Origin of the sequence: Cellulophaga fucicola (assembly GCF_900119145.1) — a bacterium.
GTDB lineage: Bacteria > Bacteroidota > Bacteroidia > Flavobacteriales > Flavobacteriaceae > Cellulophaga > Cellulophaga fucicola.
This window is the reverse complement of record NZ_FPIY01000004.1, coordinates 1-21,862: the sequence shown is the minus strand read 5'-3', so window position 1 is coordinate 21,862 and position 21,862 is coordinate 1. Positions and strand designations below refer to the sequence as shown.

Annotated in this window: 21 protein-coding genes, 1 tRNA gene and 1 pseudogene; 9 read left to right on the top strand and 14 right to left on the bottom strand. The window is 32.7% G+C overall.

Annotated features, from left to right (window positions below; all coding sequences use genetic code 11):
* Positions 1–42 precede the first annotated feature (42 nt).
* Both BT107_RS13105 and BT107_RS13100 read right to left on the bottom strand, forming a co-directional pair.
* Positions 43–1,089 (bottom strand): phosphotransferase enzyme family protein, encoded by a 1,047-nt coding sequence (locus BT107_RS13105; RefSeq protein WP_072304276.1) that lies wholly within the window; start codon positions 1,087–1,089, stop codon positions 43–45.
* Positions 1,090–1,091: 2 nt separating this feature from the next.
* Entirely contained in the window at positions 1,092–1,982 is an 891-nt protein-coding gene (locus BT107_RS13100) for a sugar phosphate nucleotidyltransferase (protein WP_072304275.1), read from the bottom strand.
* Between the two features lie 368 nt (positions 1,983–2,350).
* Between BT107_RS13100 and BT107_RS13095 the strand changes: the two genes are divergently transcribed.
* The gene (locus BT107_RS13095; RefSeq protein WP_072304274.1) at positions 2,351–3,508 is read left to right on the top strand and encodes a homogentisate 1,2-dioxygenase; all 1,158 of its coding nucleotides are present in this window, start codon (positions 2,351–2,353) and stop codon (positions 3,506–3,508) included.
* A gap of 50 nt (positions 3,509–3,558) precedes the next feature.
* On the opposite strand, the gene hutG is transcribed toward BT107_RS13095, so the two are convergent.
* Positions 3,559–4,506: a formimidoylglutamase gene (gene hutG / locus BT107_RS13090; protein ID WP_072304273.1), complete on the bottom strand. Its 948-nt coding sequence runs from the start codon at positions 4,504–4,506 to the stop codon at positions 3,559–3,561.
* Between the two features lie 156 nt (positions 4,507–4,662).
* Between hutG and modA the strand changes: the two genes are divergently transcribed.
* The 4 genes from modA (at position 4,663) to BT107_RS13070 (ending at position 7,586) form a co-directional block, all read left to right on the top strand.
* Positions 4,663–5,421: a molybdate ABC transporter substrate-binding protein gene (gene modA, locus BT107_RS13085; RefSeq protein WP_170854737.1), complete on the top strand. Its 759-nt coding sequence runs from the start codon at positions 4,663–4,665 to the stop codon at positions 5,419–5,421.
* Positions 5,414–6,259 carry an ABC transporter permease gene (locus BT107_RS13080; RefSeq protein ID WP_244543129.1) on the top strand — a complete coding sequence of 282 codons (846 nt, stop codon included), beginning with the start codon at positions 5,414–5,416 and terminating at the stop codon, positions 6,257–6,259. Before modA ends, BT107_RS13080 begins: the two co-directional genes overlap by 8 nt.
* 2 nt (positions 6,260–6,261) lie before the next feature.
* Positions 6,262–6,876, top strand: a complete 615-nt coding sequence (locus BT107_RS13075; protein ID WP_072304271.1) for an ATP-binding cassette domain-containing protein — start codon at positions 6,262–6,264, stop codon at positions 6,874–6,876.
* Between the two features lie 152 nt (positions 6,877–7,028).
* On the top strand, positions 7,029–7,586 hold the full coding sequence (locus tag BT107_RS13070; protein WP_072304270.1) for a helix-turn-helix domain-containing protein: 558 nt from the start codon (positions 7,029–7,031) through the stop codon (positions 7,584–7,586).
* A 69-nt stretch (positions 7,587–7,655) separates the two neighbouring features.
* Here the strand turns inward: BT107_RS13070 and BT107_RS13065 are convergent, their stop codons facing one another.
* The 8 genes from BT107_RS13065 to hutH all read right to left on the bottom strand — a co-directional run bounded on the left by BT107_RS13065 (position 7,656) and on the right by hutH (position 17,841).
* Positions 7,656–8,543, bottom strand: a complete 888-nt coding sequence (locus BT107_RS13065; protein WP_072304269.1) for a DUF808 domain-containing protein — start codon at positions 8,541–8,543, stop codon at positions 7,656–7,658.
* Positions 8,544–8,769: 226 nt separating this feature from the next.
* Positions 8,770–8,843: transfer RNA gene (locus BT107_RS13060), tRNA-Asp, on the bottom strand.
* A 76-nt stretch (positions 8,844–8,919) separates the two neighbouring features.
* A complete protein-coding gene (locus BT107_RS13055; protein ID WP_072304268.1) occupies positions 8,920–9,843 on the bottom strand; it encodes a DUF58 domain-containing protein in 924 nt (307 codons plus the stop codon).
* A gap of 4 nt (positions 9,844–9,847) precedes the next feature.
* The gene (locus tag BT107_RS13050; RefSeq protein WP_072304267.1) at positions 9,848–12,412 is read right to left on the bottom strand and encodes a M1 family metallopeptidase; all 2,565 of its coding nucleotides are present in this window, start codon (positions 12,410–12,412) and stop codon (positions 9,848–9,850) included.
* An 80-nt stretch (positions 12,413–12,492) separates the two neighbouring features.
* Positions 12,493–12,810, bottom strand: coding sequence for a thioredoxin (gene trxA, locus BT107_RS13045; RefSeq protein ID WP_072304266.1), 318 nt, complete (start codon positions 12,808–12,810; stop codon positions 12,493–12,495).
* 158 nt (positions 12,811–12,968) lie between these two features.
* The gene (locus BT107_RS13040) at positions 12,969–14,972 is read right to left on the bottom strand and encodes a urocanate hydratase (RefSeq protein WP_072304265.1); all 2,004 of its coding nucleotides are present in this window, start codon (positions 14,970–14,972) and stop codon (positions 12,969–12,971) included.
* 45 nt (positions 14,973–15,017) lie between these two features.
* The gene (gene hutI, locus BT107_RS13035; protein ID WP_072304264.1) at positions 15,018–16,259 is read right to left on the bottom strand and encodes an imidazolonepropionase; all 1,242 of its coding nucleotides are present in this window, start codon (positions 16,257–16,259) and stop codon (positions 15,018–15,020) included.
* A gap of 1 nt (position 16,260) precedes the next feature.
* Positions 16,261–17,841, bottom strand: coding sequence for a histidine ammonia-lyase (gene hutH, locus BT107_RS13030; protein WP_072304263.1), 1,581 nt, complete (start codon positions 17,839–17,841; stop codon positions 16,261–16,263).
* A gap of 78 nt (positions 17,842–17,919) precedes the next feature.
* On the opposite strand from hutH, the gene BT107_RS13025 reads away from it, so the two are divergent.
* Entirely contained in the window at positions 17,920–18,813 is an 894-nt protein-coding gene (locus tag BT107_RS13025; protein WP_072304262.1) for a LysR family transcriptional regulator, read from the top strand.
* 75 nt (positions 18,814–18,888) lie between these two features.
* Positions 18,889–19,440, top strand: coding sequence for a nitroreductase family protein (locus BT107_RS13020; RefSeq protein ID WP_072304261.1), 552 nt, complete (start codon positions 18,889–18,891; stop codon positions 19,438–19,440).
* Between the two features lie 3 nt (positions 19,441–19,443).
* Here BT107_RS13020 and BT107_RS13015 read toward each other — a convergent pair whose 3' ends face one another.
* The 3 genes from BT107_RS13015 to BT107_RS13010 are packed head-to-tail and all read right to left on the bottom strand — an operon-like array spanning position 19,444 to position 20,907.
* Positions 19,444–20,070, bottom strand: coding sequence for a M28 family peptidase (locus BT107_RS13015; RefSeq protein WP_244543132.1), 627 nt, complete (start codon positions 20,068–20,070; stop codon positions 19,444–19,446).
* Between the two features lie 2 nt (positions 20,071–20,072).
* Complete coding sequence (locus BT107_RS17625; protein ID WP_084639236.1) at positions 20,073–20,378, bottom strand: hypothetical protein; 306 nt, start codon at positions 20,376–20,378, stop codon at positions 20,073–20,075.
* Between the two features lie 10 nt (positions 20,379–20,388).
* A complete protein-coding gene (locus tag BT107_RS13010) occupies positions 20,389–20,907 on the bottom strand; it encodes a DUF456 domain-containing protein (protein WP_072304260.1) in 519 nt (172 codons plus the stop codon).
* A gap of 165 nt (positions 20,908–21,072) precedes the next feature.
* On the opposite strand from BT107_RS13010, the gene BT107_RS13005 reads away from it, so the two are divergent.
* On the top strand, positions 21,073–21,438 hold the full coding sequence (locus BT107_RS13005) for a BlaI/MecI/CopY family transcriptional regulator (protein ID WP_072304259.1): 366 nt from the start codon (positions 21,073–21,075) through the stop codon (positions 21,436–21,438).
* A 5-nt stretch (positions 21,439–21,443) separates the two neighbouring features.
* Positions 21,444–21,862 (top strand): annotated as a pseudogene (locus BT107_RS13000) (M56 family metallopeptidase); the annotation flags it as partial.

The window sequence follows — 21,862 nt, the reverse complement described above, 5'->3', positions numbered from 1 at the left end:
AGACTTGTTTTAGATTGTTAAAACAAGTCTTTTTTATATAAATTAGTTGAGTTTTTCCTTTAGAGTAGCATTCATATAATCAATATTATCTAATGCTTTTTTAGAGAAGTTAAAAAGACTAATACACCTGTCTAAATTCTGATTTGCATAAGCTACTTTATAATAAGTATCATTATTTAGATAATCTGTTAGTGCACGTAACCCGTGAATAAAAGGCATAAATACTGCGCCAAGGGGTAAAGATGCTATTTCTTCTTTGCTTAATACATTTTTATTGGTACTTAAGCCATCTACAAAAGAGCTAAAAAGTTCTTTGTTAAAAGTTATTTTTGATAGGTCTTTTTCATCCTCAGGAGCTGTATTTACAATAGTACGTATTGCATCACCAAAATCATAATAAAAATAACCTTTCATTAAGGTGTCTAAATCTATTAAACATAGAGCTTTATCTGTAGTTTTAGAAAACAGAATGTTGTTTAACTTAGTGTCGTTGTGGCAAACTCTAATTGGTAGTTCTGTAAAACAGAAGTCTAATAGATCTGGTAACAACTCTTCAGCAAATTCTATAGCATCTCTTGCGGCAGCTGTACGTTCCTTTTTAGCTTTTTCCAAAGCATCAAAAAACTGATTATTTCTATCTATTAAATTATGAAAATTAGGTATAGTCTCTTCATAAGAGTCTATATCTGTAGCTTGTAAAAGTTTATGAAATTCACTAATAACTTTACCAGCTTCAAAAGCAGTTGTAGAACTTGTTGTGGTGTCGTAAGTAGTGCTGTTTTCTATAAAGGAAAGTACTCTCCAGTATCCGTTTTCTGTATGGTAGCTTTTGTTTTTAGTGGTTTTAACTAAGTTAATACTACTGTAATTAGAACTTTTTAATAAAGGCAATGCTGTTGCTATATTTTGCATAACAGCGTTTATGTTTTTAAATACGTTAGAGTTTATGCGTTGTAAAATATAAACAGCTTGGTTGTCATCTAAAACCAAAAACGTATCATTAATAAGTCCGTTAGTTATAGACTTAAAAGTATAGTCTTTTTTAGGAACAGAAAAACTATTAAAAATCTCGGCTGGATCTGTTTTCATCACTACTGGTTTATGTTCCATAAGTTAAATGGATAATCCTCATTTTTTGTCATTTCAACTAGCTTAGAAACAGCCATAGTTCTGTCTTCTGCATAGGTAACACCAAACCAATTACTCTCGGAGTTTAGTACGGGTACTTTTAAGTTTTCTTTAGAAATCATTTCTTGTACTATAAAAGGTAAGAAAATCTCGCTAGATTTAATTTTTCCTTCATCTTTTAAAAATAACTTAAAGGCATTTGTTATATAGTTAAAGATTGATGTGTCACATACCCAAAAATTCATACTTGCTTCTTCTTCTCCTGTAAATACAATACCCGAGTCTGTGTCTATAATAGAATTGTTTTGTTTTTCAATTTTTAAACGTTCTTCAACCTTAGTTAAAATTCCGTTTTCAATTTGGCAAACACCTCTAGAAACAGATCCGTGTGTAGATAAGGTGTCTTTTAAGGTGTAAGATATAAGTCCAAATGTGTTTTCTGTTTCAGAATTCATAATTCTTGCTGCATTTTTAAAAGCAAGTTCACCGTAAAAATCATCGGCATTAATTACTGCAAAAGGGCCTTTTATTACATTTCTTGCGGTCCAAACAGCGTGTGCAGTTCCCCAAGGTTTTAATCGTTCTGTAGTGTAATTGGTGTGCTCAGGAACATCAGAAATTTCTTGAGCTAAAACATCTAATTTAATACCATTTGGTAATCTTTTAGATAAGTGTTCTTTTAAAAAATCTACTTTGTCTTTTTTTGTGATAGCAACAATATGTGTAAAACCATATTTTATAGCATCAAAAATACTAAACTCCATTAGAAATTCGGAGTGTGGTCCAAGATCATCAAACTGTTTTAATTTTCCGTATCTACTACCATTTCCGGCAGCCATTAAAAGTAATGTCATTTTATAGTTTTAGTCTAACAAAAATAGGGTTTTAGTAAAAGGTAAGTGGTGATATAATCGTTAAAAAATATGGTCTAAATCGTCTTTAGCAGCAAAATGTAGGCTTGGGAAAATAGGTTTTACTACTTAAAAGATTAAATATTAAAAACCTTTACTATATTTGCTATGTTGTGTTGTGTCTCGATTAATTTTGAGGCAATGTTGAAAACCATTTTAGATGGTATCAACCAATGAAAGGCTTTCCTATCGGAAGGCTTTTTTTATGCAATAAACTCTTCAAATTATTAATTATATAATTTTAGGCTTATTTTTTAGATAAAGTTCAAATTATTGTACTTTTATTGTCTACTTACAAAGAACAATAGAATATGCCTTTATATCATAAACTAGGGAAAATACCACCTAAAAGACATACCATTTTTAAAAAGGATGATGGTACACTGCACTATGAGCAATTGTTTGGTACCATTGGTTTTGACGGAATGTCTTCTCTAATGTACCATATGCACAGACCAACTATGGTTAAAGAAGTAGGAGAAACAATAGATGTGTCTCCTAAAGCAGCTGTAGCTCACAATATAAAATCTAGATTATTAAAAGGGTTTGATATTAAGCCAGAAGATGATTATTTAGATAGTAGAAAAACGGTATTGTTTAACAGCGATGTACACGTTGGCTTAGCAGCTCCAAGAAAATCGTTGACAGACTATTTTTATAAAAATGCAGATGCAGATGAGCTTCTTTTTATACACAAAGGAACTGGGACATTAAAAACGATGTTAGGTGAAATTCCGTTTGAATATGGAGATTACATTGTTATTCCTCGTGGTATGATTTATCAGATTGAGTTTGATACAGAGGACAATCGTTTATTGGTAACAGAATCTTATCATCCAATTTATACACCAAAAAGATACCGTAACTGGTTTGGGCAGCATTTAGAGCATTCTCCTTTTTGTGAGCGCGATTTTAAACTGCCACAAAATTTGCAAACTTATGATGAGACAGGCGATTTTTTAATGAAGGTTAAAAAGCAAGGACAATTACATCATTTAACATATGCATCTCACCCGTTTGATGTTGTTGGTTGGGATGGATACAATTTTCCGTATGCATTTTCTATTCATAATTTTGAGCCAATAACAGGGCGCGTACACCAACCGCCACCAGTACACCAGACATTTGAAACAAGCGCATTTGTTGTTTGTTCTTTTGTACCTAGAATGTACGATTATCACCCTGAGTCTATTCCTGCTCCATACAACCATTCTAATATAGATTCTGATGAGGTTTTATATTACGTAGATGGAGATTTTATGAGCAGAAAAAGTATAGATAAAGGTTATATTTCTGTGCACCCTGCAGGCATACCTCACGGTCCGCACCCAGGAACATATGAAGCTAGTATAGGTAAATCTAAGACCGAAGAATTGGCAGTAATGATAGATACTTTTAAGCCATTGCAATTAACACAATTGGCTTTAGATATAGACAACGGTACGTATTATCAATCTTGGATGAAGTAATAGGTAAAATAATATAATGTAAAAAAGGAGGCTAAATAAGCCTCCTTTTTTTATATAGAATGTAGTATAGTGTGAGCCAAAGAAGCAGCTAATTTTGCTGTTTGGTTGTCAATATCGTATTCGGGATTCATCTCTGCAATATCTACACTAATAAGCTTACCAGATTTTATAATCGTTTGCAAGCATTGCAATGCAATATCAGGAGAAAAACCCATTGGTGATGGTGCACTAACACCTGCAGCATAGGCAGAAGAAAAACCGTCTAAATCTATAGTTGTGTAAACTACATCTACATCATTTATAAAACTATAAATTTGTTCTTGTATGTTTTTAGTTTGATGTAGATTAAAATCTTCATTTTTAATTACCGTTACACCAAGTTCTTTAGCTGTTTTAAAAAGAGAGGCATCATTAGCATCTTCTCTAATGCCTAAAGTAAGATATTTAAAAGGTCTGTTGTTGGTTTTGCAATCTTCCGCTATTTGAAAAAATGGAGTGCCAGAATTGTTTCCGTTTGTATTGGCTCTTAAGTCAAAATGGGCATCAAAATTAATAATACCAATAGTTTTACCTTTTTCAATAGCATTTAGAATACCATTATAATGTCCGTATGCAATATCATGACCACCACCTAAAACAATAGGGAAGCTGTTATTTTTTAATAAATTAGTTACAGTTTTAGATAAGGTCTGTTGTGCTTGTTCCATATCATTATCAACACAAAAAACAGCGCCGACATCTAAAAGTTGTGTGTTGTTTTCTAAGTGATTTGGCATTTTAGCCAGTTGCTTAATAATTGCTTCAGGACCAGTAACGGCACCAACTCTACCTTGGTTACGTTTAACACCTGCGTCACAAGCATAACTTAAAATAGTAATTGTTTTTTTAGTTTCTTTTTTAAGAATGTCTGTACAAATTACTTTCTCGTGTAAATACAAGTAGGCATTAGATTTTCGACCTTGCCAAAGAGAGGCATCTGGTTTTTTAAAGTTATTCATAACTCAATTTTATACAAACAAAAATAGACGGTTACTTTTGTTTTTAATACTCAATTTTAATAAAAAATAGATTAGAGTTATAAATACAATTGTTTTGGAGTAAAACTTTTTAATTTAGTAGTTACTTTAGGCTTTTAAATAAATAAGATGGAGTTTATGCGCAAATACAGAGTTGCATTAGTAGTTCTTCTGCTTTTTTTGGTATTAGGATGTAAAAACAAACAAGAACAAAAGTCACTTTTGTTGTATTGTGCAGCCGTTGTAAAACCAGTTTTAGAAGAAGTAACTAAGGATTATTATAAAGAAACAGGTGTGCAAATAGATTTGCAATATGGAGGCTCTGGAACATTACTTTCTAATATAAGAGTTGCTAAACAAGGAGATTTGTATTTGTCTGCAGATATTAGTTATATGCATGATGCTATAAAATATAACTTAATAAAAGAGAGTAAACCTTTGGCGCCAATTACACCTGTGTTAGCTGTTTTAAGTGGTAATCCTAAAAACATAAAACAATTGAAAGATGTTTGCGCTAAAGATATTAGGTTTAGTATTGCAAATCCTAATGCGGCTTCTATTGGTAGGGTAACTAAAAGTATGTTAGTAACATCTGGAGATTGGGATATTGTTAAAAATTGTATTTATGTACAAATGCCTACAGTGTCTGATGTTGCAAATGCATTAAAATTAAAAACGATAGACGTTGGTGTTATTTGGGATGTTACAGCAAACCAATACAAGGAAATAGATACTGTAGAGGTCGATTTTTTTAAAAGGTATACAGAAAACGTAACCGTTGGTGTTTTAAAATCATCTAAGCAGCCAAATGAAGCTTCAAAATTTATGGATTATTTAGCGAAAAGTCCAAAAAGCAAGAGCGTATTTAAAAAGTTAGGATATACAGAGTTTGAGTAATACTAAGTTAATTGCTATCAAAAAAGAAAACAAACATATAAAAAAGCATACTGTAAAATCTAATTTACCTTTTTACTTGGTAATGGGGATAGTAGCATCTACCTATATTATTTTAATATTGGCAATGGTATTGGCAGATGTATTTTACACCACTCCAAAACATATTTTTAAAGCTTTAGCAAGCACCGAAATTCAGTATGCAATAAAACTTAGTTTAATTAGTAGTACAATTACAATGTTACTTAGTGTAGTTGTTGCAATACCTATTGGCTATTTTATGGCGCGATTTAATTTTAGATTTAAAAAAATTATAGATGCTATTATAGATATTCCAATTATACTGCCTCCATTAGTTGTAGGTTTAAGTTTGTTATTGCTTTTTCAGACAGTGTTAGGGCAATTTATAGAAAGTCATTTACGAGTTACATATACAGTTTATGGTGTTGTATTAGCACAATTTATGGTTGCTTGTGCTTTTGCTGTACGTACAATGTATGTTACTTTTTCTCAGATAAATAACAGGCAAGAACAGGTTGCATTAACGTTGGGGTGTAACGAGAAACAATCCTTTTTCTATATCTTATTACCACAAGCAAAAAGCGGAATTTTAACTGCTGCTTCTTTAGCTTGGGCAAGAGCTTTAGGAGAGTTTGGACCTATATTAATTTTTGCAGGAGCTACTAGAATGCGAACAGAAGTTTTGCCTACTACGGTATTTTTAGAAATGTCTGTAGGTAATATAGAAGCAGCAGTAGCTGTATCTTTAATAATGATAGCGTCTGGCTTTTTAGTGTTGTTGGTGGTTAGATTGTACGGAACCAAAAAAAATACAATTTAACTATGTTACAGTGTATAGATCTACATATAGAACAGGGAAATTTTATAGTTTCTAATATTAATTTTAAGATTGATAAAGGAGAATACGTTGTTCTTATGGGAAAAACAGGTAGTGGTAAAACAACTATTCTTGAAGCTATTTGTGGCTTGCGTAAAGTTAAAAGCGGACAAATAATATTAAACACAATAGATGTTACCCATATGACTCCTGGGCAAAGAGAAATTGGTTATGTACCGCAAGATGGGGCATTATTTGTAACAATGACAGTGGCAGAAAACATAGGTTTTGCCTTAAAGATAAGAAAGTGGTCTAAAACTAAAATTAAAGATCGAGTACAAGAATTGGCTCTTTTACTAGGAATAGATCATTTGTTAAAAAGAAGTGTTGCCAACCTAAGTGGTGGCGAAAAACAACGTGTTGCATTAGGGAGGGCTTTAAGCTTTTATCCAGAGGTTTTGTGTTTGGACGAACCTTTAAGTGCTTTAGACGATGCTACTAAAGCAGATATTATAACATTGTTACAAAAGTTAAAAAATAGTTTAGACATTGCTATTTTACACATATCTCACTCTAAAGAAGAAGCTAAGGAATTGTCCAGTAGTATATTATATCTATAGGCTAATAGATGTTATTTTTATTTAATCTTAATATTTTTGACTTACATAGGCAAAGCTATACTTGTAATCCTTATACTATAAATAAATAATCCTTACTTTTGAAGTTCATAAATTGTAGATAGTCATACTATTACACTAACCAATGATTTTTTATGGATGACATTTTGATTAACATTGGCAGACAGCTAAAACTGGCTCGCCAAAAGAGAAACTTGACCTTGCAGCAAGTCGCCAAAAGAACAGGTGTAAGCGCAGGTTTAATTTCTAAAATTGAGAACCTTAGGACAACTCCGTCTTTACCGGTTTTGCTAAAAATTATGCAAACCCTACAAATAGAGCTGTCCGAGTTAGAATTATCTTCTAGTATAGATGGCGATTATATTCTTGTAAAGAATGGAGCCGGAGTTAAAGAAGAACGAGAAGACTCTGAGCAATTAGAGTACACTCATTTACTGTCTAACACTTCTAAAGGAGAGAGTATACGTGTGTACCTTATTACGGTACAGCCAAATGCAGCAAGAAAACCAATTTCTACCAATGCAAATGAACTTGTTTATGTATTAAGTGGTTCGCCAACATATACATTAAAGAACGAGGAAATTACGCTAGACAAGGGAGATTTATTGCTTTTTGATGGTACTGTGGCTCACGGTATTTCTAATAAGTTTAATGAACCAGCATTATTGTTAAAAATATACTTGTTGCATTAAATTTTTAAAGTCGTAAAACAAAAAAACCTTCAGAAATGAAGGTTTTTTTGTTATTGTATAAATCTGTTTTTAGTGTTTGTCTTTCTTTTTGCCAAATAACTTTTTAAGCAAACCAATTATTGGTATGGTTAAAAGACCAATAACAAGACCAAGAAGAAACTCCTTTAGCATTCCTGGTAATGGTATATCTTCTATTAAATGGTGTAGGTAATCTATATTGTGTGCAAATACACCACCAGCAACAGAAAGTAGTGCAAGTGTACCTACAACAGCTAAAAATTTAATAACCCAAGGTAATGCGTTTACTAAAAGGTTTCCTACTTTATCAGAAAAGCTATCGTCACGTTCATTTAGGTTAATTAGTTTTAAACCAAATTCATCCATTCTAACAATTAAAGCAACAATACCATAAACCCCAACAGTAGCTATAATTGCAATTACGGTAACAACTATAATTTGGGTTGTAATAGGTTCGCTGGTAACAGTGCCTAATGCAATAATTACAATTTCTACAGATAAAATAAAATCTGTAACTATAGCAGATTTAATACGTTGCTTTTCAAGAACCATAAGTTCTTCAATAGTAATATCATCATCTAAAAGTTCAGAGGTATCGTGTTTGTGACCAGATACAAACTCGTATATTTTTTCTGCCCCTTCATACGCCAAGTACAAACCACCTAAAACAAGAATAACTGTTACGGCAACAGGAATAAAAGCACTTAATAAAAATGCAAAGGGTAGTATAATAAGCTTATTTAAAAAAGATCCTTTAGTAATTGCCCAAAGTACTGGTAATTCTCTGTCAGAGATAAATCCTGATGCCTTCTCTGCGTTTACTGCTAAATCGTCTCCTAGTATGCCTGCTGTCTTTTTAGCAGCAACCTTACTCATTACAGCAACGTCGTCCATAAGAGCTGCGATATCATCTAATAATGCAAAAAAACCTGAAGCCATATATATGTATGTTTTAAAAGTCTAAAATTATAGTTTTTCTTTAAACTGACTATAACGCAAATATAATTGATTAAAATAAAGTGTGATTTGTAAATGTTATTCTTGTTGAGGTTTATAAAAAATAAAAATCAACAACTAAAAATGATTGCTATGTTCTTAATTAAGAAAAGAGGATTACAAAAGGTATAAAACCAAAAAAACCTTCAACAAATGTTGAAGGTTTTTGCGGTCTGGACGGGACTCGAACCCGCGACCCCCTGCGTGACAGGCAGGTATTCTAACCAACTGAACTACCAGACCGTGGCGTTTAGCGGTTGCAAATATACAGAGGTTATTTGGTTCTGCAAAACATTTTGAAAGAATTTTTAATTTTTTTTTAAAATTTTTGTCGCTCCACCATATAAGTATTAAAAACTGAAGCAAAATTTTGGGCAACATCTACAGCCACGTATTTTATCTTGTATTGCGCGCACTTTAATTTGATGTCTGATAGATAAGAAGTTAACTCTTTTTGGTAAGCTTCTTTTACGTTATCGGCATACAAATCTATTTGTTGGTTAGTCTCTACATCAACAAAACGTTTGGGTGCATCATCAAAATTAAAAAAAAGTTCTTTTTCTTTATCTAAGAGATGAAAAAGTACAACTTCGTGTTTATTATATTTTAAATGTTGAAGCGCATCAAACAATTTTTCATCCTCTTCTGCTGTCTGAAACATATCTGTAAATAGAAACACCAAACTACGTTTGTGCATTTTTTCGGCTATTTGATGTAAATAGGTATAGGTTTCTGTTTTTTTAGCTGGGTTTGTATCTGTTGCAACCTCACTTAGCTTTGCTAATAACATTTGGTGGTGGCGTTCGCTACTTTTTTCTGATGAATAAAAGTTATAAGCATCAGAATAAATACTTAAACCAACAGCATCTCTCTGTTTTTTTAAAATATTCATTAAACCAGCAATAGCTAATACACCAAATCCTATTTTATTTAAATTATTTACGTCTAGCTTTTTTACTTCAGGATAATACATAGAGGCCGAGTTGTCTAAGATCATATGGCACCTTAAATTGGTTTCTTCCTCGTACCTTTTAGTATACAGTTTGTCTGTTTTTGCAAAAAGCTTCCAATCTATATGTTTAGTGCTTTCTCCTTTGTTATAAATTTTATGCTCTGCAAACTCGGCAGAAAACCCATGAAACGGACTCTTATGTATTCCGCTAATAAACCCTTCTACTACTTGCTTGGCTAAAAGCTCTAAGTTTAGTAGTGGTTGCGCATTTAAATTGTCCTTTAGGTTCATGAATTTATAATTTTATGGTTTGCGCCTTTTCTAAATCATCTGTGGTTTGCAATAATTTTTTTAATAGAATAGGATTAAAGTTAGGGTTTTTAGCTAAAAAATCTTCAAGTATTTGGTAGGCATCTTTAGATGTATACTGGCCAATAGAACTTGCTAACCAATTTTTAGGAAAAAATATATCTCCTGTTAGTTGTATTTCTTCTAACTTATTTAAACATTCCTTTAAGTGTTTTTTACTTTCGTTTTGGCGTAAAGGATGGTGTATGTAACCTAAGGCTGCTAATACCCAAGATTCTTTTTCTCTGTTTTTAGCATCAAATAAAGAAACCATAAAAGCATCTCTTTCTGTAGTTGTATTAGATAATGATGGTTGCAACCATTTAAACCTTTCTAGTTTATCTGGATTGGTAATACGTGTTTCTTGCTCTTTTAAAACATCAGCAGCTTTTGCATATTGTTTTATGGCTAGTTCTGCAGCAATACTAGTATAATCATCCTCATTTAAAAATAGCTTAGGTATGTTTACCTCTTTGTTCCAAATGGCATATAAATTAGCAACTCCTTTAGGAGACCTAACTATAGATTTATAAACATTAAATATAGTTTTCTTAAATGAAGCCGGAGTATTGCTTTTAAGTAAAGCAAACAAAGTACCTTCTGTTGTTGTTTGTATTTCTTTTTTGCTTTTTTCTGATAAAAAACTCCAATATAAATCTCTAGTTCTACTAGAAACATAATCTAGAATAAGTTCATTTTTTTCTGAAGCCATTCCGTTTAAAAATACGTTATAGGTATCTAAAGCAGGAACTTTGTTATTTAAAAATACTTCGTACAAGTTAATATAGCTGTAAGCACGTGCAGTATCATCTTTAATATCTTTTATTTTAGAAATACTAGCTGCATCAACCGGAAAAACACCATAACCAAAACCATTGGCATTGTAAATAATTTGCTCTGGTTTGGCAAGTCCTACAGCTTCTTTAATCTCTAGAGTTTCACTATTAGTGGCAACATTTAGAGTTTTTATACTGTCCTTATATACAAACTGTATGGTAAAAGTCTGTGGCCATATTTTGTGTATACCATCTTCTGACTTTTGTGTAAGTGTAAAACTGGTTATTTTGTCTTCATAAGACATAAGGTTACCCGTAAATACGGGTCTACCAGATTGGTTTACCCAAACGTCTGACCAGTTTTTTATGTCTACATCAGATTTTTTATCTAAAATAGAAACCAAATCGTTCCAATCTGCATTACCATCGGCATAAGTTTTTATATACTCTTGCATACCTTCTTTAAAGGCATCTTTTCCTAAAACAGCTTCTAATTGCTGCATCATTATAGGTGCTTTGTTATAAATGATTCTACCATATAAAGAACCTGCATTTTTTAGGTTATCTAAATTTTGCCTAATTGGGTTAGTGCCTTTGGTGCGATCTTCTGAATAAGCACTAGGGTAGTGCGTCATCATAAATTTTAATTGATGATCTATATCTGGGAAAATAGGATTCATAATCTTATCTGCCATAAAATTAGCAAACACTTCTTTCATCCAAACATCATTAAACCATTGCATAGTAACTAGGTCTCCAAACCACATATGCGATGTCTCATGTGCTATTAATTTAGCACGAGATAATTTCTGATTCTGAGTAGCATTCTTATCTAAAAATAAAGACGATTCTCTATACTGTATGGCACCTACGTGTTCCATACCGCCATATTGAAAAGGAGGAATACTTGCAAAATCCATTTTTTGGAATGGAAATTTATAGTCGGTATAATCTATTAAGAAGTCTAAAGACTGTTGGTGAATGTTAAAAATCTCATTTGTACTCTCTGCAATTTTTTCTTTATTGTTTTCTCGGTATAAAAAGCGCATATCAAAAGCACCTGGATTTTTTATCTCTTCAGAAAATTTACCAGCAACAAATGAAAACAAGTAGGTACTCATCTTATCTGTAGTATTAAAAGTATGAGTAGTGTACTCTTCTTTTTCTATTTTTGCTTTTTCTGTACCACCGCAAAGTACTTTCCAATCTTTAGGAGCTGTAATGGTTAAGTCGTAAGTTGCTTTTAAATTAGGCTGATCTAAACAAGGAAACAAAGTACTAGCTCTATCTGGCACTAATAACGTATATAAAAACTCTTTGTTTCTGTTAAGTGATAACTCGCCTGCATTAAAAGAAATATCAATTTTATTTTCTCCTATTATTAATGCGTTACTATCTATAATTAAATGCTCGTTGGTATGGTTAATTGGTGTGTTTACACCATTTACGCTAAGCGTTTTTAAATGATCTTTGTCTTCATTAAAATCTAAAATAAGATCGTATTGTAAGTCAGCAATGTATGCCGTAATTGTTAAGGTGGTAGGTATTGGGTCTTCTAGGTTTTTAGGAATAGAAAAATCTAACGCATAGTGTAAATCTTTAATTTGTTCTTTTCTGTAGTTAGCAAGATTTAAAGAAATACCTTTTTCTATAGGTAGGGTAGTAGGCCTTTCTTTTTTTTGAGGACAACCAACTAAGGTTAAGGCTAGTAAAACAAGGAGCGTATATTTTTTCATATAAGAAAGATAGATAAGTAGTAAAAATAAAAAAGGGTTTGACAAACGCCAAACCCTTTTTTATAATTGTATGCTTTAGACTATAATAAAGCGTCTATTGCGTCTGTGTAAACTTGTTTTGGAGAAACACCAACTTGTCTGCTAACCATTTCACCATTTTTAAATACTAATACCGTTGGTATGTTACGTACACCGTATTTTGCAGCAAATTCTTGATTTGCATCTACGTCTACTTTACCAACAATAGCTTTTCCTTCGTACTCAGAACTAACTTCGTCAATAATAGGACCAACCATTCTACATGGACCACACCAAGCTGCCCAAAAATCTACAACAACTGGTTTGTCACTTTTTAAAACAACTTCGTCAAAAGTTGCGTCTGTTATTTCTAATGCCATAATTTTATTTTTTAATATTATACAAAGTTAGTCAAATAAATTCCTATTTCCTTAACAACGAGTTATACCTATTATCTATTGTTCTATTAGATATTTTTATAGAACTGTGTTAGGGTAATTCTTTGTAAGAGGTTTTAAAAATAATTGTATTTATACCGCTACGCAAATAAATTATCTAATAATTGATCTTCAACAAGGTTAGGAACAGTAACCTTTAACTCTGGTGTTCTTTCCATTTCTCTTTCTATAGCAAAAATAGCTTCCTTATTACGTGCCCAGCTTCGTCTAGATATACCGTTATTTACATCATAAAAAAGCATATTTTTTAATTTTCTAGAAGCTTCCGTAGAGCCATCTAACACCATACCAAAGCCGCCATTTATAACTTCTCCCCAGCCTACGCCGCCGCCATTGTGTATAGATACCCATGTTGCGCCTCTAAAACTATCGCCAATTACATTATGTATGGCCATATCTGCGGTAAACTTACTACCATCATAAATATTACTGGTTTCTCTAAAAGGAGAATCTGTACCACTAACATCATGATGGTCTCTACCTAAAACTATAGGAGCAGAAAGTTCTCCTGTTTTTATAGCTTGATTAAATGCTTCTGCAATTTTTGCTCTACCTTCTGCATCTGCATATAAAATACGTGCTTGCGAGCCTACAACCAGTTTGTTTTGTTCAGCTTCTCTAATCCAAGTAATATTATCTTGCATTTGTTGCTGAATTTCTTTTGGAGCTGTTGTTTTTATTTCTTCCATTACTTGCAAAGCAATAGCGTCTGTTTTTTGTAAATCTTCAGGTTTGCCAGAAGAACATACCCAACGGAAAGGTCCAAAACCATAATCAAAACACATAGGTCCTAGAATATCTTGTACGTAAGATGGGTACTTAAAATCTATATTGTTTTCTGCCATAACATCGCCGCCTGCACGAGATGCTTCTAGTAAAAAGGCATTGCCATAATCAAAAAAGTAGGTGCCATTTGCAGTATGTTTGTTAATTGCAGATACTTGTCTTTTTAAAGATTCTTGTACTTTTTGTTTAAAAGCATCTGGATTGGTACTCATTAACTCGTTAGATTCTTCAAAAGAAATGCCTACAGGGTAATAACCACCTGCCCAAGGGTTGTGCAAAGATGTTTGGTCGGATCCTAAATGAATAAAAATATTTTCATCATAAAAACGTTCCCAAACCTCTACAATATTCCCAATGTAAGCAATAGAAACAACCTCTTTATTTTGCTGTGCTTTTTTGGTTCTTATAACTAGATCATCAATAGTATCTATTAAAACATCTACCCAACCTTGTGCGTGTCTTTTTGTTGCGGCAGCTGCATTAACCTCTGCGCAAACTGTTATACAACCAGCAATGTTACCCGCTTTTGGTTGTGCGCCACTCATACCACCTAAACCAGCAGTTAAAAATATTTTTCCAGCTGAATCTTCATTTGGTTGCAATACTTTTCTAAACGCATTCATAACCGTAATTGTGGTTCCGTGCACAATACCTTGCGGGCCAATGTACATATAAGAACCAGCAGTCATTTGTCCGTATTGTGTAACACCAAGTGCATTGTATTTTTCCCAGTCGTCTGGCTTAGAATAGTTAGGAATCATCATACCATTAGTAACTACAACACGTGGAGCCTCTTTAGTCGATGGAAAAAGTCCCATTGGATGACCAGAATAGATATGCAAAGTTTGCTCGTCTGTCATTGTTGCTAAATACTGCATTGTTAGTAAGTATTGCGCCCAATTCTGAAAAACAGCTCCATTACCACCATATGTAATTAGTTCCTCTGGATGTTGTGCAACCGCAGGATCTAAGTTATTCTGAATCATCAACTGTAAGGCAGCTGCTTGTGATGTTTTAGCAGGGTATTCTGATATTGGTCTTGCGTATATTTTATAGTCTGGCTTAAACCGAAACATATAAATACGACCATAGTTTTGTAATTCACTCGCAAATTCTTCTGATAATTCTGTATGCCAAGCAACAGGAAAATAACGCAATGCATTTCTAAGCGCTAACTTTTTCTCTTCTAAAGAAAGAATGTCTTTTCTTTTTGGAGCATGATTAGCATCTAGCGCATATACTTTTTTGACAGGCAATGAAGATGGAATACCTTGAAGAATTTGAGATTTAAAATCCATTTTAATCTATTTTAATATTGAAATATTTTTAACTATCTTATTGATCTAAAAATCAATTTTAGCACCGTTTTTCCAAACCATTTCTGGTTTTAGTTGTCCTTGTTGGTATAAAATTTCTTTATAGTTTGATGTAGGAAAGGCGGAAAAATCTGCTAACAAACCACTTTTTAATACACCTCTATCTTTAAGGTTTAAAGCAGCAGCAGCTCTAAATGTAATACCAGATAAAATTTCGGCATTACTTAGTTTTTGAAAAGTTCCTAAAATTGAAGCTTGTGTAAGTAAATCTCCCATAGGAGCAGAACCCGGATTATGGTCACTGGCAATAGCAATTGCACCTCCAGCATCTAATATTTTACGAGCAGGTGTAAATGCACATCCTAAACCAATACTTGCACCAGGTAAGGCGGTAGCAATAACTGTACTCTTTGCTAATATTTCTATTTCTTCAGCGGTACTAGCTTCTAAATGATCTGCGCTTATTGCATTAAAATCTACAGCTACTTTACTACCACCAGTAGAGAACTGATCTGCGTGTACTGTAATTGTAAAACCCATTTCCTTTGCCTTTTTAAAGTAAGGCGCAATTACTTCTGCAGTAAATGCACCTTCTTCAATAAAAGCATCAATTCTGGTTGTTAAACGTTCTTCTTTTAAAAGGGGGAAAAGGGAGATGCTTATTTCTTCTAAATACTCACTTGCCGTACCAGAGTAATCTTTAGGGTGCATATGTGCAGCCAAGCAAGTAGAGATTAAATCTGCTTTAATTCTGTTATCTACATTTTTTATAGCGCGTAGCATTTTAAGTTCTTCATAAACCGATAAACCGTAGCCACTTTTAACCTCTATAGTAGTAACGCCATTTTTTAAATGTTTGTTAGCTCTTTTAGTAATGCCATCTTCTAATTCTAAAATACTAGCTTTTCTGGTTTGTGTAACGGTATCCCAAATGCCACCGCCAGCTTTAGAAATTTCTAAATAAGTTTTGCCGGCATTACGCATAGCATAATCATTAGCTCTGGTGCCACCAAAACAAATATGTGTATGTGAATCTATAAAACCAGGTAGGCATACAGAGTCGCCCTTTACTTCTTCAAGTAATGTGTCTTTTATATCTATCTGTTTTAATAAATCTTTGTACTGGCCAATAGCAATTATAATATTATTCTCTACTATAATACCACCATTTTCTATGACTAATAATTGCTCGTCTTTTACTGCTCCATTAACAGTAATTCCTGTCATCGGTAATAATTGCGTAAAAGGGCCTATAAGTTTCTGTTTCATATTAATAGTTTTCAAATTCGTCAGCAAACGGAATTTCCATTGTAAGTTGTTCGCGTTCTTTTACTTTTTCTATAGCGTTTAAAATAGTTCTGTTTTGTATCATTTCTATTCCTGCTTCTATATCCGTAGAAAAAACACGGTCTTTATCTGCAAAAGCAACTTTTTTACGTATTTCGCTATGTACTTCTTCTAAAAATAATCCAGATTTTAGCGGTTTTCTAAATTCAAATGCCTGTGCTGCCGTTAGCATTTCTATAGCTAATATTTTTTCTACATTACCAATAACCTGTAACGCTTTACGTCCGCCAATAGAACCCATACTTACGTGGTCTTCTTGTCCTAAAGACGTTGGTATACTATCTGCGCTAGACGGAAAACAAAGTCCTTTATTTTCACTAGCCAAGGCAGCAGTAGTGTATTGTAAAATCATATAACCAGAATTAATTCCGGTTTCATTCATTAATAGTTTAGGAACTCCAGGACTATTACCTTCTAGAGCTAAGTATATTCTTCGGTCAGATATGTTACCAACTTCAGATGCTGCTAAACAGGCATAATCTAAAGCCATAGCTAATGGTTGCCCGTGAAAACTACCACCACTAATTGTTAGTTCTTCATCTATAATAATAGGGTTATCTGTAACCGAATTTAATTCAATCTCTAACAATTCTTTTAAATGTAGCCACGCATTTCTAGATGCACCGTGTACTTGTGGTATACAGCGTAAAGAATAGGGGTCTTGTACACGATCACAATTTGCATGATCTTCCATAATTTCTGACCCTTTTAGCAAACGTTTCACTTTTTTTGCAACATATAAATTACCTTTAAATGGACGTAATGCGTGTAATTCGTTATAAAAAGGTTTAATAGAACCTTGCAAACCTTCAATCATCATAGCGCCAATAATATCGGCTTGTGCAAGACAACTTTGTAGTTTTTCTACCACTTTTACTGCGTGTGCTGCAATAAACTGTGTGCCATTAATTAAGGCTAAACCTTCTTTAGGGCCTAAGTCTACACTTTCCATCTCTGTTTTTTCAAACAAAGAAGAAGTCTCCATAATATAACCATTATAGTCAACCTTACCTAAACCAATTAATGGTAAAAATAAGTGGGAAAGTGGAGCTAAATCACCAGATGCACCAACAGAACCTTGAGACGGTACAATAGGAATAGCGTTATTATCTATATGCCATAAAATACGGTCTAAAGTTGTTTCTGCAATGCCAGAATATCCTTGAGCAAGGCTATTCATTTTTAAGATAAGCATAAGTTTAGCAATCTCCTTATCTATTGGTTCTCCAACCCCAACACTATGACTTTTTAAAATATTAGATTGTAATATTTTAGTTTCTTCTTTAGATATTTTAGTAGTACATAAGGGACCAAAACCAGTGTTTATACCATAAACAGGGTCTCCTTTTTCTACTATGTTAGCAACAGTTTTACTGCTGTTTCTTATTTTTATACGAGAAAAATCTGAAATTAATCCTTTGGTTTTACCTCTAGCAATAGATAATGCAATACCTGCGGTTAAGTGATCTTCTCCAAAATTAAATGTCTTAGGTGCTTTAAGCATGGCTTATATTTTAATACTATAAATTTATTGATTAAGTTTGATAATTACCAATATCATATTTATCAACTACTAATAACTATGGGTTATCAAATAGAGCTTCGTCATTTTCATTATTTTTTAGCTGTTGCAGAAGAATTACACTTTAGAAAAGCAGCAGAACGTTTATTTATATCGCAACCCGGATTAAGTAGGCAAATAAAACAAATGGAAGAAATTTTAGAGACACAGCTTTTTATCAGAAATAAAAAAAAGGTCACTTTAACAGCTGCTGGGGTTTATTTAAAAGATGAAATAGAGTTTATTTTAAATCACTTAGAGTTAACAAAACGACATATTAAACTGGTAAGTCAGGGTAAATTTGGAGAGCTTAATATAGGTTTTCTAGGCTCTGCAATGCAAACCGTAATTCCAGATTTGTTATTAAAGTTGAAAGATACTTTCCCAGAAATTAATACAAGTTTAGAAGAACTCTCTAACAATGCACAGTTAAATGCTGTTTTAAAAGATGGTTTAGATATTGGTTTTGTACGTATGGTTAGGGTACCAAAGGGTTTGTGTATTAAACCAGTATTTAATGATACATTTTCTGTTGTTGTACCAGCAAACCATAAAATAACAGAAACTAAATTTAATGGAATGGAACAGTTTAAAGGAGAAAATTTTATTCTGTTTTCACAAGATTACAGTCCGCTGTATTATGATACGGTAATGAGTATTTGTGAAGATGCTGGGTTTACGCCAAAAGTATCTCATAAGTCTGTACACGCCCAAACTATATTTACGTTGGTAGAAAATAATTTGGGAGTGGCAATTGTACCTACATCTTTACAGCAAGGTTTTAATATGAATGTGAAATTTATAGAACTTAAAAAAATACCACAGCGAGCAGTATTGTCTGTTATTTGGAAAGAAGATAATAGAAATCCGGTTTTAAAACATTGTATGCAGTTGTTGTTGGGTGATGAAAAATAGATGCAAACAATTAACAAATACTTTTAAAACGTATACTGTCTTAACTTATATATTTGTAACACTTAAAATTGAATTATGATTTTTGATATAATAAAGAAGAGGAGATCTGTATTTCCTGCACAGTATAATGATAAGCCAATAGCTAGAGAATTAATTGAAAAAGTATTGGAGGCTGGTAATTGGGCACCATCGCACAAAAAAACAGAACCTTGGCGTTTTAAAGTAATTCAGGGTGAAACCAGAGCAAAATTAGGAATGTTTTTGTCTTTAAAATATATGGAGAATGATCCTAAGCCAAAGCAGTTTAAGGTTGAAAAACTAATAAACAATCCGCAAAAGGCAGGAGCAATAATTGCTATTTGTATGCAAAGAGATCCTAATGAGTCTGTACCAGAATGGGAAGAAGTTGCAGCAACTGCAATGGCAGTGCAAAATATGTGGCTTACGTGCACGGATTTAGGTATTGGTAGTTATTGGAGTTCTCCTGGCTTAATAAAACATATGGGAGAATTTTTTGCAATGGAAGAAGGGGAAATTTGTTTAGGTTTCTTTTATATGGGGTACACAGATGATGAGTTACAAGATGGTGAAAGAGGAGCTGTTGAAGATAAAACAACTTGGCTTTAACTATTAGAGTTCCTTAATAGTAATATACAGTTGCTGAATAACGGCACTCATTTTATTTATGTTTAATGTTTCAAGAGAATCTTTATTTGTGTGGTAATTCTTGTTGCGGTAAAAAGAGGTATTGGTGATCATAACTGCTGGGTAATTTAAATTCCAGTAGTTTAAATGATCTGAAAAATCCACGCCAGTAACAAGAGAAGACCCTTTAAAAGATACAGTAGGTATCAGTTTCTGTTTCTTCATTAAGTTTTCAATTTTAGAACCAAAATTGCCACTTTTTTCATTTTGAACAACAGTTATAAAATTAGCACGATTGCCATAAATGGCGCTCATCTCTTTAATTGGGCAGGTTTGTGTATTGGCTTCGTCCTTATAATAACCAATCATCTCTAAGCAAATCATACCTTTTACGGTTATGCTGTTTTCCTTTAAGTAATTTGCATGCACATAACTTCCCATTTTCTCAGTTCTAAAAAAAGGAGGTTCTTCTAGAGTATAGGCAACAAAATCTATTCTATAATCAAGTTTCTCTTTAGCTAATAACCGCGCCAATTCTAATAATCCTGCAACGCCACTTGCGTTATCATCTGCACCTTCTTGATCGCCGTATACATCATAGTGGGCACCAATAATTAATCGTTCTTTATGTTCTGTGCCAATAGAGCCAAGGACATTTTATAAGTTTCATTCTCAACCTTATATTCTTGGTAGGTAGTAGAATCGCACACCTTAGCAAGTTCCACTTTAATGTAGCTCGCAATTGAGTTAAGTGTTTTTATATTTTTATAATTCCGGCTATTTTGTGTTTTTGTAATTTTTAGCAAGTCTTTTTTAATACGTATCGTATCTATATTAGTTACAGTTTGGGTGCTACCCTTTTTTTGTCCACAAGAAATTAAAAGGGAAAGTAGTAGAATGGCTGATAGTATTTTTTTCATACTTATGGTTTTAATTGTAGAAAAACGGAAAAAGTTCTTCGCTAAATTCCCAAACTTTAGCAATAAACAGACCTATATATATTATAGAGAGCATAAATTTTAAAAAAGTACCAGTTAAAAAGCCAATAAAAGAACCAAATGCGGCTTTAAAAGCTGTTTTTTGGTCGGCTTTATTTATAAGTTCCCCTACAAAAGCACCTACAAAGGGCCAAACTACAATTCCAAATATACCCAATACAGGAAAAAATATAGCAACCAATAAACCAATAGTTGTACCTATCATACCAGCTTTTGTACCTCCAAATTTTTTAGTTCCAATTGCGGGAATAATATAATCCAAAGCAAAAACTACTAATGCTATTACCAATGTTATACCAAGAAAAACCCAGTCGTAGGGTATTGCTTTTGTTAAGTATAGCACTAGTAAACCTAGCCAACTTATTGGTGGCCCAGGTAAAACAGGTAAAAAACTACCAATAATACCAGTTAACATTAGAATAATACCTAGTACTAAAAGTGCTATATCCATTATTTAATTTACTTGTTTGACGAATATAGTGACAATTTGTTACAAATTTTTCACCTAAAATATTAGTTTAAACTAAAATATTAGTTATATTAGCGGGAGAATATCAGATAAATAGTACTAAATTAATATTCACAGTATTCTAGAATTTACATAAATTAAAAAAGAATGAAGCAGTTAACTAAGGCAGAAGAAGAGATTATGCAGGTGCTATGGGAGTTAGAAAAAACGAGCGTAGCAGATGTAATAGAGGAGTTGCCAACACCAAAGCCAGCATACAATACAGTATCTACTATTGTACGTATTTTAGAAAATAAGGGCTTTGTTGGTCACGAAAAATTAGGAAGAGGCTATTTGTATTTTCCTTTGATAAAAAAGGCCGATTATAGCAATCAGTCTATTAATAAATTAATGGAGGGTTATTTTCAAGGTTCATTTAAAAGTATGGTATCGTTTTTTATGAAAAAGAACGATATGAGTTTATCTGAATTGGAATCTATTTTAGAAGATATTAAAGAAGACGATAAAAAATAATAGTTATGGTACAGTATATAGTTTTATTGGTAACATTTCAGTTGTTGTTTTTAGCAATTTATGATTTGTTTTTAAAAAAGGAGACTTTTTTTCAGAGCAACCGGGTGTATTTAATAGGTACGTTTTTAGTGTCTTTATTTTTACCTTTTGTAAAGTTGCCAGTATTTAAAACTGTAGTGTCACAACAATATGCAGCCATTGTTTTAGATGAAATTGTAGTAACAGCAAATTCATCACAAGCTGCAGCAGAGAGCAGTTTTCCTTGGCTTAAAGTGGTATTTGTAATTGGAGCAGTAATATCATTCGCTTTATTTGTTTATAAAATTTATCAAATTATAAAATTGAAGCAATCGGGAGAAAAGCAAAAATTCACAGACTATATAAAAGTTACAATCCCTAAAAGCAATAATGCCTTTTCATTTTA

Coding starts and splice junctions, on each gene's coding strand:
- BT107_RS13105 (WP_072304276.1), bottom strand. CDS start 1,089: ATGAAAACAGATCCAGCCGAGATTTTTAATAGTTTTTCTGTTCCTAAA.
- BT107_RS13100 (WP_072304275.1), bottom strand. CDS start 1,982: ATGACATTACTTTTAATGGCTGCCGGAAATGGTAGTAGATACGGAAAA.
- BT107_RS13095 (WP_072304274.1), top strand. CDS start 2,351: ATGCCTTTATATCATAAACTAGGGAAAATACCACCTAAAAGACATACC.
- hutG (WP_072304273.1), bottom strand. CDS start 4,506: ATGAATAACTTTAAAAAACCAGATGCCTCTCTTTGGCAAGGTCGAAAA.
- modA (WP_170854737.1), top strand. CDS start 4,663: ATGCGCAAATACAGAGTTGCATTAGTAGTTCTTCTGCTTTTTTTGGTA.
- BT107_RS13075 (WP_072304271.1), top strand. CDS start 6,262: ATGTTACAGTGTATAGATCTACATATAGAACAGGGAAATTTTATAGTT.
- BT107_RS13070 (WP_072304270.1), top strand. CDS start 7,029: ATGGATGACATTTTGATTAACATTGGCAGACAGCTAAAACTGGCTCGC.
- BT107_RS13065 (WP_072304269.1), bottom strand. CDS start 8,543: ATGGCTTCAGGTTTTTTTGCATTATTAGATGATATCGCAGCTCTTATG.
- BT107_RS13055 (WP_072304268.1), bottom strand. CDS start 9,843: ATGAACCTAAAGGACAATTTAAATGCGCAACCACTACTAAACTTAGAG.
- BT107_RS13050 (WP_072304267.1), bottom strand. CDS start 12,412: ATGAAAAAATATACGCTCCTTGTTTTACTAGCCTTAACCTTAGTTGGT.
- trxA (WP_072304266.1), bottom strand. CDS start 12,810: ATGGCATTAGAAATAACAGACGCAACTTTTGACGAAGTTGTTTTAAAA.
- BT107_RS13040 (WP_072304265.1), bottom strand. CDS start 14,972: ATGGATTTTAAATCTCAAATTCTTCAAGGTATTCCATCTTCATTGCCT.
- hutI (WP_072304264.1), bottom strand. CDS start 16,259: ATGAAACAGAAACTTATAGGCCCTTTTACGCAATTATTACCGATGACA.
- hutH (WP_072304263.1), bottom strand. CDS start 17,841: ATGCTTAAAGCACCTAAGACATTTAATTTTGGAGAAGATCACTTAACC.
- BT107_RS13025 (WP_072304262.1), top strand. CDS start 17,920: ATGGGTTATCAAATAGAGCTTCGTCATTTTCATTATTTTTTAGCTGTT.
- BT107_RS13020 (WP_072304261.1), top strand. CDS start 18,889: ATGATTTTTGATATAATAAAGAAGAGGAGATCTGTATTTCCTGCACAG.
- BT107_RS17625 (WP_084639236.1), bottom strand. CDS start 20,378: ATGAAAAAAATACTATCAGCCATTCTACTACTTTCCCTTTTAATTTCT.
- BT107_RS13010 (WP_072304260.1), bottom strand. CDS start 20,907: ATGGATATAGCACTTTTAGTACTAGGTATTATTCTAATGTTAACTGGT.
- BT107_RS13005 (WP_072304259.1), top strand. CDS start 21,073: ATGAAGCAGTTAACTAAGGCAGAAGAAGAGATTATGCAGGTGCTATGG.